Below are 13,707 nucleotides of genomic sequence, written 5' to 3'. Positions count from 1 at the left end.
CAACACCTCACTTGCATATTTTATTTATCTCAACACAAGAACCGATGTTTGACATTTACTGACAAAACGCCCCACCCAATCCCTGGGGAAGAAACGATCTAGAAGAGATTTTTTGCCCATCCATAGAGCCACAAGATCCTGGCGAAGTTCCTTTTCGATAAAACCCTCGAATTCAGTGATTTCTGTGAGTTGAGTAGTAACGGGGATTTCTCTATCTTCATAATAATCGCCGATTTCTATAAGTCTTCGATACACATCTTTTTTCATGGTTCCTTCTTGAGTTAGTCCAATTAGTTGCAGTGAGGCTCCATGTATGGTTGCCATCTGATTGATCATTTCAAGAGAGTCCTGACTTATGTAGCTTTGGTCAAGGCAGGCGAGAATACGAGTGATGGGCTGATTTTCCTTGACAAGAAGCACGGAGCAAGAAGCTTCGTTTACAACCTTTTGAGGAACGGAAGGAGCGTTTTGCCAGATACATTGAGATCCCCCTGTGCATCCAATCACTATGAGATCGCTTCCTTCTTCTTGAGCTTCTTCAATTATTTCGTCTGCTTCATTACCCGCTCTGATTCTTACTCTTAGATCCCTTTTGGCACCTTTCTTTATAAGCATTTCCTCCCAGAGCTTTCCTTTTTGTAGGGGAAACCATTCATAACGCCAGAGCTTGGGTTCGTAGGGGGATTCCTCCGAAGGCGAATTTTCCAGAAAAGTCTGCCGATATGATGTAAGAGCTCGCACTATGGGGTGGCTTTCCATAAGGGTTGAATCTGATGGCATTGAAGGTATAATGCCCAGGATCGTAACGTCTGCCCATGTATTATAAGCTAAACGCATAGCTTCCTTCAGAGCAAAGTTACTGTAAGGGTGTTCATCACAGGCGAATAATATTTTCATGACCTTCCTCCTTTTGTTTTACGTGGTGTTTGCTAACATTACTGCTATGGGAGATTTTACCTGGGCAATCCACTGGAGGAATGGATGGTCTTTTTTGATAGTTCTTTCCATACTGGCAGCTACCATCCCGTAGTCTTTTGTGACTTCCTGGGGTGCAGCTTCAATTATTTCTTTGATGGCTACATCATGAGCGGCATTGATCAATTCATCTTTAGCGGTAGCAACGGCTTCTGCAACATTTTTGTTCAGGATTCCTAGATGTATTGGGATGCGGGAGCCTGACATCAGCCTGGATATAACCGGCACGATAGTTTTAACAGCCTTTTCATGGTTAGCCAATACCAGGATTTGATTAACTTTTTTTATAACTCTTAGCCATATGAAAGGGATATTGATTCGCTCATAAAGTTTTCGGTGAAGTCTTTGGGTAATAGTTGTAGGGTTAAAGGGATAAGGAGCTCCTTCAATGTAAAGATCGAAGGATTCTTCTTCCAGGATTTTCAAAAGCTCTGTATCTCTGTCACCATAAACAACTCGAGGTTCTTTAAGCACGGGACATGAATCCATCTCCGCTTCCAGCATTTCTTGAATTTCTTCTCGTCCTTTTGTTATCATTTCTCGTTCCCATGTGCGTCGAGCCCATCCCGCGCCAGTTATAGGGAATTCGGGATACTTAACATAAACAGGATATAATTCCATGGGGATAATATTACCTAAATGACAAGCGTATCTTATTGCCATATTTGATGCAAGATCCACTTCTATTGAGACAAGTGTTTTGATCATAATTACTCCTTTCGCAAATTTCTAAGTGTTTCGGGGTTATGACTCTCCTCGGATTTTTGCTGCCGCCCGGTTGACGACCTCTTGAAGTTCTCCAAGCTTGAATGGCTTAGCAATGAAGTCAAATACCCCTTTTCGGAAGGATTGTTTTGCCGTCTCCATTGTGGCAAAACCAGTGATCACTATTACCTCGGTTTTTGGATAACGGCTTTTGACTTCTTCGAGAAACCTCATGCCATCAATTTCTTTCATTTTTAGGTCTGTTATAACAATGTCGTAGGATGTTTCCTGGATGCGTCTGGTAGCTTCGACGCTGTCAGTAAAGCTTTCCACTTCATAGCCGAGCTTCTCTAAAGCCGGCTGAAGCCTTTTACAAACTATGGGTTCGTCATCTAAGATTAAAATTTTCAGTGGTCTTTCCATTGGTGTTCCTCCTTAATGGCAATATTCAAACTCATAAAAAGCTTTTATAAAATTTGTTATATCTTCATCACTTTGTAACTGTATATCCAGCTGTCTGGTAAATCCGATAAGTCTACCAAGCATCTGGAGACGTCGTATCATGTCTTCTTCACCGAGGTGCAATACTCGCGCCACTACCAGGTCTTCCTTAAGATCTACTTTGAAATGATATCTGGAAAGAATAGTGCTTATCAATTTAGCTCTTCTTGATCTTCGAGCATTATCCGTTACCCCGCCGACGAATCTGAAATAAATATAGTTGTGATAGGAATCAGGCTCTACTCTGGTGTCTATCATGTTGAAATGGTATCCAAGATGTAAATGAAGATTCATGTAAGTCTGACTTATTACCGCCAGATTGAACTGAGTGGGAGATGTGATGGCAGAGGCTTCCGAAGGAGTTTTGGTAAGACTCGACATCATACCCGTAAAATCTACTGAAACAGGTTCAGTGCTCCATACACCTGGGGCAGATAAACCGCTCCAGAGAGCTTTTAATGGGACTGATCGGATATCCTGTGGTCTTAGTCTGCCAGTTTCTATGACTCTGGGATCTATACCTCCTCCAAGATCTAGAATTTTTAATCCGAGCGGAATTTCTGATTCAAGTGTATATACATGGACTCCACTACTTTTCTGAAGTAATTTTGGAAGATTTATAAGTTCTTCCACAGCTTTTTCGTGGATAAACCGCACCATGTCGTGAACTGACCGGCAACCCTCAGGAGTAAAGTCGGGGGATGATGGGTCTATCAGGTGTAAAGGAGCAATACGGCGGTAAAGCCTCCTTAAAAGCCTAAATTCCGGTGTGTCTTCAAATGGAAATGGCTCGGCAACAAGTTCGTAGGAAAGAAGTTCCTTAACTCTTCCAGAGTAAATAATGCGGGATTTGGCATCTACAGTGATTACTTGCCCATTTTGTAAACGTTCGGTAGCTCCTTCCACTCCCACGAGCGTTGGAACCCGGAATTCTCTGGCAATCGTGGCAAGATGACCCGCCGCGGATCCTCTTTCTGCAATAATTGCTGATGCCTTCGGGACTATGCGAGCCAACCATGGCGCCGTAAATTTTGTAACCAAAACCCCTCCTTCCGGGAAATTTTCCATGTCACTATCAGAGCTTATCTTTGCCACCACTCCACTTCCTACCCCTGAATGAACCACCATTCCTACGTCCTTAAAAAGGATAGGATATTGGTCACAAAGAGTGGTTATGTTTTGCTGGGAGAATTCCTTTTCCCTGGGAATGACAAGACGGCGGGATTGGAGGATAACATATTCCCCATTCTGGTCTATTGCCCATTCAATCTCCTGAGGATATTTGAAATATCGTTCAAGTGTCAGAGCCCATTTTACAAGTTGGACGATGTCCTTTTCAGAAAGGGTAGGGAGTTCTCGATTTTCCTCGGTCAGCATTTCTTCTTTTTCTCCGCTTATACCGGCTGGCTTTATAGAAATAGTTTTCGTAGCTATTTCCTTTTTAAGGATGTTATATGGTGCTACCTTTTCCACAATAAACCTATCAACGACGTCTCTTCCTTCAACTACTGTGCGACCAAGTCCCCATGATGCATAGATTACAAGGCTGTCCGGGTTTTCTCCGCTTACGTCCACCGTGTGGATAACTCCACTTACTTTACTGTGAACCATTTCCTGTATTATAACGGCCATGGCTGCTTCTTCGCTCAACATGTTCATTTTTCTTCGATATACAAGAGCTTCTGGGGAATAAAGGCTTGCAAGAACTCTCTTGTAGGCGTATGGGATTTCCTTAGGGGGCACGTTGAGCATAGTTTCGTGGATACCAGCAAAACTAAGCTCTCCATTTTCTCCGTAGGCGCTACTTCTAACAGCCCACCTTTTTGGCAAGTCCCTTTTATCAACCCACTGTTCTATTTCTTTGCTGATTTCTTTTGGAATAATGCCGGCAAGAATGTGATATCTAATCTGACGTGAAGTGCTGTGTTCGTCTCTTTCACCATTTACCCATGATTCCAACAAGGCATAAATACGGTCTTCTAATGCGTTAGCTTCCAGAAATAACTGGTATGCTCGAGTAGTAATTACCAGTCCGTTGGGTGGAATAGGGAGTTTAAGATTGCAATATATGATTGCTAAAGTATTTGCTTTTCCGCCTATGAGTTCGGGACGATCTAAAGGAGCTTTATCTAAGGCTACTGCAATAGGCGTTTCTTGACCAAAACTAAGCCTTCCTCTGAGTTCTGTCTCTAGCTGAGTAATAATACGATCAAGCGAGGTGTAAAGAGCTAGGTATTTATTGGAGGAAATGAAGTTTAATTCTTGAACCATATGAAGAAGTAGTGAGTGAAGCTCTTCTACCATATCAACAAGATATTTGCGATCGAAAACATATTCACCTCCGCTTTTTTCACCGAGATCGGCAATGAGTTCCATAACTCTCTGGTTATTTTGAAGTAATTTTTGAAAATGTTCAAAAATTTGAGCAATATCTATAGAAACAATCTTGGGTTTCTTAAAGCGATTTAAAAAATTTTGAACTACTCTAAACACCACGGTCAATGTCCACCTCCACCACCTTTTTTGAAAACATAACCTACGGCGAAACCTGTAATAATGGCAATGATGACAGCCATAATTCCGTAAAGAGCACTATGCTGATAAGCGAGCGTAGCAAGAATTGCAGGAAATCCTACCATAACCACCTTTAGATCCTGGCACTTCTTTGCGATTTTCTGCTTTTCAGGCTGGTCAATTATAGTAAGACAGACCTTGTATGTTCCTGGTTTTATTGAGCTAGGAGTGGGAATTACAGCGTCTATTTTTTTGTGTCCGTCCGCCAATTTGGTGTTTTTTATGTGAGCTGGTAAAATTTTATAAACGCCATAATGTTCTTTGAGTTTCAGGAAATCCTGTATAAGTTTCTCTTTTTCATTTTCACTTACCTGCCCGGAAAATTTGATTTCCTTCGTAACAACAGGATATCCCCAGGATGCACTTTCTGGAGGATCTTCTAGAATCTGAGGTTCTGTACTTGCGGCTATGTAAAGGGATGGAGCGCCTGTTACGTGGATCTCCCCTACGTTCATCCATAAACCACCACGCCTTCCTTTTTTCATAAGGCGTTCTTCAGAATTTTGCCCGATAATTTCAATAACTGCCTGGGCAGATGAGGGAATTTCTGCTTGAACCGAAAGAGATTCACCATTGAAAAAAGCACCAATTTCAATTTGGCTGGGTTGAACGGTAAATAAACTTTCTGCTAAGGAGATACCCTGAGAACCTGGTGCCACAGCAAGAATGATTAATATATCCAAGATCAGGTAAAATTTTCTTCGGAAAAAACTTTTCATAGTTAATGTCCTCCTTTGTAACTGAGAATAAGCTTTGGGGTGATTGCAAGACTTAACAGCATTTGAACCATTACAAGTAAGACAATAGATGCGAGTAAAATTTTGAGTTGATCGGCTTTGAGCCTTTTGTTGAGCTTGACTCCAAATTGAGCACCTATAGTAGAGCCAAGGAGCAGAATGAAAGCGAGGACCACGTCAACAGTATGGTTGGCTATAGCTTGCATAATGGTAACATTGATACAGGTGAAAAGTATTTGAAAAAGACTTGTTCCTACCACAACATGCATGGGCATCCTGAGCATGTAAACCATAACGGGCACCATGATGAAACCGCCTCCCACGCCCATAATTGCTGCAAGTATGCCGACCAGAGCACCTAAAATGATAGGCAACAGAGGGGATACCGTGATACCGGATTTTTCAAATTTCATCTGATATGGGAGAGACTGGACAAACCGAGTGTACAGAGAGGGCTTAGGAGGCTCACCAGATGTTTTTTTAGATGATTTTGAAACCGATTTTTTTCGCATGCTCTGAAGACTTTCGACGAACATGTAGCTCCCGATTATTCCAAGCATGACTACGTAAGTAATTTTGATAACAAAATCCGCATTTCCTAAGCTCCGAAGTATTTTGATTAAATATACTCCTAAAGTTCCACCAGTGATGCCCCCAATAAGCAGGCAGATTCCCATTTTGAAGTCCACATTGCCCAGGCGCCAGTGAGCGTAAGTTCCGGAAGTTGATGCTGCAACTATCTGGTTGGAATCAGAAGCAGCTGCAATAGTAGGTGGGACCCCCGCCATTATAAGTAAGGGAGTCATCAGGAAACCTCCACCTACACCAAAAAGACCTGATAAGAATCCTACTAATCCTCCTAGTCCAAAAAGCAGTAAAATGTTGATACTGTTGCCTGCGAGAGGCAGATAGAGATTTAGTGACATTTTGGTTTTCCTCCTCCTCTTAAAGGTTTTCTTTTCGATACAATTCCGTTAACCTTTTTACTTTGCCATGTGCCCATACAAGGAGGATGTCCACCCCCTGCTGTTGATGCAAATTTTGAAAGGTTTGAGCGTGTTTTGTCAGAGTATCTATTTGAATTTCGTTTGAGACGCCGATTACGATAAATTGAACGTAACTTTTGGAATTAGAAAATCTGACTATTTCCTCGAGAAATTCCCCACAACTTATAAACACCTCAATTGGTACGTTTTCCTTGTTACATTCTTCTCTGAATCTGCTAAGCCATAGACGGATGTTTTCGTCTAGACTCAAAGGGCGATTTTGCTGAGTTTCTGGAAATACCATCATTAAAGCGAGAGCAAAGTTAAGGCGAGATGTGAGATGCAAAGCATAAGATGCTGCCCACAGGGTAGGGTAATTCATGTCAATTGCTAGAAGAACTTTCTTCTTCATTGAAACCACCTGTAAGAGCCTCCTTTTTATATACACTGTGATTAGACTTCAATTTCTGTTCCTTAACTTTTTGCCAGGATATGTTCGGGAAAAACTTAAGATCTAAGCAGAAAAAGTGCTGAAGAAATGGTTTTGTCTTGGTATTAAGAAGCCTTATTATGTGTTTCATGGTGAAAAATTGAAAAAAATATTTGCTAATAAGCCGCATTTGTCATGGGATAGTAGATGTTTAATAATGAAACGAAAAATTCGTTGAAGGGTTTAAATGTGAACTGTGTATCAATTTAGACCAATCTAAAACGTCCCAGGATGATCCCTTTTCTTAAAGTCAAGTGATGTTTTTCTGATAAAACCTGCAATTAATATTACTGGAGACTTGCGTAAACAGCTAGTGGTATCAAAGTTGCTCCTTTAGAACAGAAAGAAAGTTCGTTGTGGTTTGACAGGATTAAAAGGAGAAAAATTATGGAGAAAGTTCCTTTCAAAATTCGCCGGAGAATTATATCGGCTTTCTTGTTTAGCCTGACATCGGTTATCGTTTTTGCCGCTCTAAGCTTCCAGGCTCACTTAGAGATTGGTCATAGATTGAAACTTTTGGAATTTACCCACAACGTTCTTTACGATCTTTTAGAGATGCGTCGGTATGAAAAAAACTTCTTTCTTTACCATCAATTCAAAAGCATTCAGGAAGCAATTAATTATGCTTCCAAGGTTGAGGAACTTTACCTGATTTACGAAAAGGATGTTATGAAACTAAAGAAAGATTCCACGGTGGCTGAATTTCCAGAACTCATTAAAAAATATCAAAACATCCTTGTTGAATTGATGAACTCTTCTGAAAAGACTCTTTCAGGAGCAGATCTTTTAGCTTTAGAAGATTCGCTTCGAAATTATGGGCAAAAACTTCTTGGTATAGCGGAACGCTGGGAGATAGAAGAAAGATCTAGAATTGATGAACTCTTTAAGCGAACAATCCACCTTTTCTTGGGCTCCATTGGAATATTCCTGGCACTGGGTATTGTCATAGCCTTCTATTTAGCCAGAATTTTCGTTGAACCATTGCTTCTTATGAAAAAAGCTATGGATAAAATTGCTAGTGGTGATTTTACCCCCATTCCAGAATCGGGTCCTCATCCCGAAGAATTTGAAGCTCTATTTCAAGCTTTTAACCGTATGGTGAGAGAGCTTGAAATACGCCAGGAACAGCTTGCTCAGTCTAAAAAAATGGCCGCCGTTGGAACATTAACAGCCGGTATTGCTCATGAATTGAACAACCCCATTAATAATATTGTTCTTACAGCTGAAACTCTCAGGGAGGAATTCCATAATCTCGATGCTAAGGAAGTTATGAGCCTTATTAATGATATTATCTCACAGGCAGATAGAGCTTCTGAAATTGTAAAAGGACTTCTAGATTTTTCTCGCTCCGAATATCCTCAGTTTGAGCCCCTTTCAATTGCGTCCGCTGTTGAATATACTCTCAAGCTTGTTAGAAATCAGCTTTCTCTTGCAGGAATTCAGGTCGATAAAGATTTTCCACCAAATCTTCCGCTGGTTTATGGAGACAGAAAGGGCTTGCAACAGGTGTTTCTCAATCTCATCATCAACGCAATTCAAGCTATGCCCGGAGGTGGCAATTTAACTTTGCGAGCGTCTTTGTCTAAAGATGGGAAATGGATAAAGGTTGATGTGATCGACACCGGTGTAGGGATCGATCCCAAAGATCTTCCCTATATATTCGATCCATTTTACACGACTAAGCAGGTAGGGAAGGGAACCGGATTGGGGCTTTCGGTAAGTTACGGTATAATTGAAAAGCACGGGGGACGAATAGAGGTCGAGAGTGAAAGAGGAAAAGGTTCCAAGTTTACGGTTGTTTTGCCTGCTTATAGAGAAAATGATGATTAAAACTAACGAAGAGAGGTGAAAAATAGTATCTATGTTGTATGTCGCATTGGTTGATGATGAGATAATTGTCCAGAAACGACTTCGCAGCCTTTTGGAAAAAGAAGGCTACACTGTGGATGTCTTTTCAAGTGGCGAAGAGTTTCTCAAGGAGCTGAGCGTGACTCAATATGACCTGGTCTTTCTGGATATAATGCTACCAGGTATTAATGGGATGGAAGTATTGGAACAGGTTAAGATCCGACAACCAAACACAGAAGTTATAATGATCACTGGATATGCTTCCATAGGTAATGCAGTCGAGGCTATCAAAAAAGGAGCCTTTCATTATGTGGCTAAACCATTGAGACTTGAAGAAATAAGAAATCTTGCCCGTAAAGTCTTTGAACAGCAGAGTCTTCGCCGGGAAAACAGACAGCTCAAAAGCCGTCTTGATCCTGTGGAAGGATGGGGGGAGATGATAGGTATAAGCCCTCCAATGAAAGAAGTTTTTCGGCTTATTCGTAAAGTTGCTCCCCTTGATTGCAATGTTCTAATTCAAGGTGAGAGCGGAACTGGAAAAGAACTTGTGGCTCGATTGATCCATCGTGAAAGTCCTCGAAGAGACCGTCCATTTGTAGCTTTTAACTGTGGGGGATTTACAGAAGAACTCATAGCGAGCGAATTGTTTGGATACGAGCGAGGTGCCTTTACCGGAGCAGTGGCCACAAAAATTGGTATTCTTGAAACCGCCAATCGCGGAACGGTTTTTATGGACGAAATTGGGGATATGCCTCTCTCTATGCAAGGAAAGCTTTTACGTGTTATTCAGGAAAAAGTTATTATGCGTGTTGGAGGAAATCGCCCGATTCAGCTTGATGTCCGATTCATTGCCGCAACCAATAAGGATCTTAAAAAGGCAGTTCTTGAAGGTGAATTTCGTGAAGATTTATATTTCAGACTGAATGTTGTTCAGATAAATCTCCCACCACTAAGTGAGCGTAAGGAGGACATTCCCCTGCTAGTCCAGCATTTTATTAATCAATTCAGCCATAAATTTGGAAAGAAGATTGCGGGAATCAGCCCAGAAGCCAAGGCTGTTCTTATGTCCTATTCTTATCCGGGAAATGTCAGAGAGTTGGGAAATATTATAGAAAGATCAGTTGCTCTAGCAGAATCAGATGTTATTACCTTATCTGATCTTCCCCCAGATCTTCAAGAATATGGCATGATATCAAACCGCCAACTTTCTTCTTTGGAAGAAATAGAAAAAGAGCATATTCGTAAAGTCCTTTCTTTTACAAACCATCAACTTGGTAAGGCAGCTAAAATTCTGGGACTTTCTAGGACTACCCTATGGCGAAAATTGAAAAAATACGGACTTAGCGATCCTGACCAGCAGATCCAAACCCCAGATCAAACCAATAATTTTACCAGATTGTTCCGCTGAAAAGTAAAACTAGAAGTTATCTCATAAATACCCGAAATTGGTGTGTAGTATACCCACTACCATGATTCGTTACGATAGATGTGTGAATGATGGATCTTACGGATGAACAGTGGGCGGTGTTGGAGCCACTCTTACCTGAAGAATAGCGCATCCCGACCGGCAGGCGGGGTCGTCCCTGGAGGAATCCCCGGGAGGTGTTGAACGGCATCTTGTGGATGCTGCGCACCGCATTTTATTTTGGCACCATCTTCAGCGTTAAAACCCCGGAATCGTTCCAGCTCTTCTTAGAACCCAATAATAAATTTACATCTAAATTTTTAATTTTAAAACCCCCTCATAAAAACTGAGGAGATTAGAAATTCTTTGCTAAATGGGGAATTATAAAATCCTTTTTCTCTTTTTTCTTGTTATGGGTCATAAAGAAAGCATTCAGCCATGAATCCGTGAAAAATTTTTTGACCTTCTATTCCTGAGAGTTGCTCAAGCGCTTAACATGGGCACTTTAAAGGGCGAATATAGTATTTCATAGTAATAAAAGGATGCAAGTTGTATCAGCCAGCCAGTTATGGTAATAGCTCCAGGGATTGTTTCCCAGGTTGAAAAACAGAAACTCCACAATAAGAAGGTGATGGAACCTATGGAACTTTGGCATCAGATGGAAATAGATGAAATTTTTAGGCTTCTCAATTCTTCTAAAGAAGGGCTTTCATCAGAAGAAGCCAGTAAAAGACTTCAGGAATTTGGTCCTAACGAGTTAGAAGAAAAGAAAAAAAGGTCCCCTATTTTGATGCTTCTTCAACAGTTTACAGACTTTTTAATTATAGTCCTTATAGGAGCCGCCATTGTAGCTGGTTTTGTAGGAAAACTTACTGACTCTTTAACAATCATCGCAATAGTAATACTCAACGCCATAATAGGTTTTATTCAGGAATATAAAGCAGAAAAAGCTTTGGAGGCTTTGAAAAAGATTGCTGCACCTTTTTCTGTCGCCCTCAGAGATAAGAATCCCCTAAATATTCCGGCTTCCCAACTTGTTCCTGGAGATGTGGTTTTACTTGAGGCTGGTCAGATCGTCCCTGCCGATATGAGACTCATCGAAGCAGTAAACCTGAAAGTAGAAGAGGCTACCCTAACGGGAGAATCAGTTCCTGTGGAAAAACATACCAAACCGATTTTTGAAAAAGATATACCTCTAGGCGACAGGAAAAATATGGTCTATCAGGGAACGATCATTACCTATGGCAGAGGCAAAGGAATCGTCACAGCCACAGGCATGAATACTGAAATGGGCAAAATTGCATCAATGATGCAACAAGCGGAAACGGTAAAAACACCTCTTCAAAAAAGACTCGCCATTTTTGGGAGAAAGCTTGCTATAGCAATACTTATAATAAGTTTCATAATATTCTTAATGGGGCTTCTTAGAAACGAAGATGTAATTCTTATGCTTCTTACTTCAATCAGTCTTGCTGTAGCGGCAATACCGGAAGCCCTTCCCGCCGTAATAACCATATCCCTTGCCCTTGGCGCCAAGAAGATGGTTAAACAGAAGGCTTTAATTAGAAAATTACCCGCCGTGGAAACTCTTGGTTCTGTGACTTATATCTGTTCAGATAAGACAGGCACACTTACAATGAACAAAATGACTGTCGAATGTATATATCTGGACGATAAAATCATTACAAGAAATAATTTATGGGCAAAACAAGGAGATGAAACGTTCAGATTAATTATGCATGCCCTCGCCCTTTGTAATGACGCAAAAAAAGACAAGGAAGGAAACCTCCTTGGAGATCCCACAGAAACAGCTCTTTATGCCATAGCAGAACATTTTGGTTTTAGAAAGGAAGACCTGGAACAGAATTTTCCTAGAGTGCTTGAAATTCCTTTTGACTCCGATAGAAAATGTATGACCACTCTTCACAAGGTGACCGATAATTTTTGCCAGGATTGTAATTATGTTTCCTTCACAAAAGGCGGTGCTGAGATAATAATTGAGAAAGCCGAGTTTATTTTTAAGGGTAACGATTTTCTACCTTTAGATTCGGAAGAAATCCTTAAAATCAGTGAACAAATGGCGGAGGAAGGGCTTCGAGTCCTGGCAGTAGGAATGAAAAAGTGGAAAGATTTACCTCAGGATTCACGGCCAGATAACATGGAAAGTGGCTTAATTTTACTCGGTCTCATTGGAATTATAGATCCTCCACGAGAGGAAGCAAAAGAGTCTATCGATATGTGCAAATCCGCCGGTATTGTTCCTGTAATGATTACGGGAGATCATCCGCTAACAGCAAAAGCTATTGCCCGAAGAATTGGCATTCTTGAAAATAATGATGAGGAATCCATCATTACGGGTAGGGAACTGGAAAACCTATCAATGAGTGAATTTGAAGAGAAGGTAGAAAAAATAAGAGTCTATGCAAGGGTAGCCCCCGAACATAAATACAAGATAGTTAAAGCTTTACAGGACAAGGGGCACATTGTTGCCATGACAGGAGATGGCGTAAATGACGCTCCCGCTCTTAAACAGGCCGACATAGGCGTTGCTATGGGCATTACAGGAACAGAGGTCTCCAAAGAAGCTTCTGCTATGATACTTCTCGACGATAATTTTGCAACAATCGTAAAGGCTGTTAGGGAAGGTCGCCGAATTTACGACAACATATTGAAATTTATAAAGTATTCCATGACATCCAACGCAGGAACTGTATGGGCAATATTTCTTGCACCCTTTTTAGGTCTTCCACTACCGCTTCTACCAATTCAAATATTGTGGATGAATCTTCTTTGCGATAGCCTCCCGGGGCTTTCTCTTACGGCAGAACCAGCAGAAACAGACGCAATGAAAAGACCTCCTAGAGATCCTCAAGAAGGTGTATTCTCCAAAGGAAGAGGATTGTTTATAATTTCTTTTGGCTTAATCATAGGTCTTATTACTCTTTTATTTCAATCTGTGACTATAAAAATGGGTATGCCATGGCAGACTATGGTTTTTACAGCCCTCGTTACCGGCAGAATGGCTGTAGTTATCGCTCTCCGGTCTGAAAAAGAGCTTATTATAAAAAGAGGTTTTCTGACTAATAGGCCCCTTATGGGAGCAGTCTTGTTAACCCTGGGACTTCAATTAGCTGTGGTATATATACCAGCGCTTAATACCATCTTTCACACGACACCCCTTTCACATATGGAGCTGTTTCTTACTTTGGCTACAGGTTTGTGTCCGTTATTAGCAATTGAAATGGAAAAGTTGATAAAATCCTTTAGAACATAATTTGAGGGTATTCTAAAAAACTCCGTAATAAATTGTAAGGGCGACGCATGCGTCGCCTCTACAGTATATATTGTGCGCCCGGCATGGACGTGCTCTTGGAGGTGAGAGTCCTCCCGTGAGTTGATCACAGCGAGTGAAGGGAAGCGCAACTGCACGAGGGTGACCGAGTGTGGGGAGGAAGCGTGGAACGAAACTGCGAGCCGATGGACAAG

11 protein-coding genes are annotated in these 13,707 nt (G+C 41.2%); 3 read left to right on the top strand and 8 right to left on the bottom strand.

Features of this window, described 5'->3' with window-relative positions:
- Positions 1 to 24 precede the first annotated feature (24 nt).
- The 7 genes from WHS38_05475 to WHS38_05445 are packed head-to-tail and all read right to left on the bottom strand — an operon-like array spanning position 25 to position 6,890.
- Positions 25 to 897, bottom strand: coding sequence for a universal stress protein (locus WHS38_05475; GenBank protein MEJ5300422.1), 873 nt, complete (start codon positions 895 to 897; stop codon positions 25 to 27).
- A gap of 18 nt (positions 898 to 915) precedes the next feature.
- Complete coding sequence (locus WHS38_05470; protein ID MEJ5300421.1) at positions 916 to 1,683, bottom strand: hypothetical protein; 768 nt, start codon at positions 1,681 to 1,683, stop codon at positions 916 to 918.
- Between the two features lie 36 nt (positions 1,684 to 1,719).
- Positions 1,720 to 2,103 (bottom strand): response regulator, encoded by a 384-nt coding sequence (locus tag WHS38_05465; GenBank protein MEJ5300420.1) that lies wholly within the window; start codon positions 2,101 to 2,103, stop codon positions 1,720 to 1,722.
- 12 nt (positions 2,104 to 2,115) lie between these two features.
- Positions 2,116 to 4,677 (bottom strand): PEP/pyruvate-binding domain-containing protein, encoded by a 2,562-nt coding sequence (locus tag WHS38_05460; GenBank protein ID MEJ5300419.1) that lies wholly within the window; start codon positions 4,675 to 4,677, stop codon positions 2,116 to 2,118.
- Between the two features lie 2 nt (positions 4,678 to 4,679).
- Positions 4,680 to 5,474: a TIGR02186 family protein gene (locus WHS38_05455; protein ID MEJ5300418.1), complete on the bottom strand. Its 795-nt coding sequence runs from the start codon at positions 5,472 to 5,474 to the stop codon at positions 4,680 to 4,682.
- 2 nt (positions 5,475 to 5,476) lie between these two features.
- On the bottom strand, positions 5,477 to 6,418 hold the full coding sequence (locus WHS38_05450) for a sulfite exporter TauE/SafE family protein (GenBank protein MEJ5300417.1): 942 nt from the start codon (positions 6,416 to 6,418) through the stop codon (positions 5,477 to 5,479).
- A gap of 19 nt (positions 6,419 to 6,437) precedes the next feature.
- Positions 6,438 to 6,890, bottom strand: a complete 453-nt coding sequence (locus tag WHS38_05445; protein ID MEJ5300416.1) for a hypothetical protein — start codon at positions 6,888 to 6,890, stop codon at positions 6,438 to 6,440.
- A gap of 465 nt (positions 6,891 to 7,355) precedes the next feature.
- Between WHS38_05445 and WHS38_05440 the strand changes: the two genes are divergently transcribed.
- The 3 genes from WHS38_05440 (at position 7,356) to WHS38_05430 (ending at position 13,495) form a co-directional block, all read left to right on the top strand.
- Positions 7,356 to 8,798, top strand: coding sequence for an ATP-binding protein (locus WHS38_05440; protein ID MEJ5300415.1), 1,443 nt, complete (start codon positions 7,356 to 7,358; stop codon positions 8,796 to 8,798).
- A 31-nt stretch (positions 8,799 to 8,829) separates the two neighbouring features.
- The gene (locus WHS38_05435; protein ID MEJ5300414.1) at positions 8,830 to 10,224 is read left to right on the top strand and encodes a sigma-54 dependent transcriptional regulator; all 1,395 of its coding nucleotides are present in this window, start codon (positions 8,830 to 8,832) and stop codon (positions 10,222 to 10,224) included.
- A 637-nt stretch (positions 10,225 to 10,861) separates the two neighbouring features.
- Complete coding sequence (locus WHS38_05430) at positions 10,862 to 13,495, top strand: cation-translocating P-type ATPase (GenBank protein MEJ5300413.1); 2,634 nt, start codon at positions 10,862 to 10,864, stop codon at positions 13,493 to 13,495.
- A gap of 12 nt (positions 13,496 to 13,507) precedes the next feature.
- Here the strand turns inward: WHS38_05430 and WHS38_05425 are convergent.
- A partial coding sequence (locus WHS38_05425) for a hypothetical protein (GenBank protein ID MEJ5300412.1) occupies positions 13,508 to 13,707 on the bottom strand: 200 nt, incomplete at its 5' end.

The organism is Thermodesulforhabdaceae bacterium (assembly GCA_037482015.1).
Lineage (GTDB): Bacteria > Desulfobacterota > Syntrophobacteria > Syntrophobacterales > Thermodesulforhabdaceae > JAOACS01.
The sequence above is the reverse complement of the archived record's forward strand: the minus strand, read 5'-3'. Positions and strand labels throughout refer to the sequence as shown.

Coding starts and splice junctions, on each gene's coding strand:
- WHS38_05445 (MEJ5300416.1), bottom strand. CDS start 6,890: ATGAAGAAGAAAGTTCTTCTAGCAATTGACATGAATTACCCTACCCTG.
- WHS38_05430 (MEJ5300413.1), top strand. CDS start 10,862: ATGGAACTTTGGCATCAGATGGAAATAGATGAAATTTTTAGGCTTCTC.
- WHS38_05475 (MEJ5300422.1), bottom strand. CDS start 897: ATGAAAATATTATTCGCCTGTGATGAACACCCTTACAGTAACTTTGCT.
- WHS38_05440 (MEJ5300415.1), top strand. CDS start 7,356: ATGGAGAAAGTTCCTTTCAAAATTCGCCGGAGAATTATATCGGCTTTC.
- WHS38_05470 (MEJ5300421.1), bottom strand. CDS start 1,683: ATGATCAAAACACTTGTCTCAATAGAAGTGGATCTTGCATCAAATATG.
- WHS38_05465 (MEJ5300420.1), bottom strand. CDS start 2,103: ATGGAAAGACCACTGAAAATTTTAATCTTAGATGACGAACCCATAGTT.
- WHS38_05450 (MEJ5300417.1), bottom strand. CDS start 6,418: ATGTCACTAAATCTCTATCTGCCTCTCGCAGGCAACAGTATCAACATT.
- WHS38_05455 (MEJ5300418.1), bottom strand. CDS start 5,474: ATGAAAAGTTTTTTCCGAAGAAAATTTTACCTGATCTTGGATATATTA.
- WHS38_05435 (MEJ5300414.1), top strand. CDS start 8,830: ATGTTGTATGTCGCATTGGTTGATGATGAGATAATTGTCCAGAAACGA.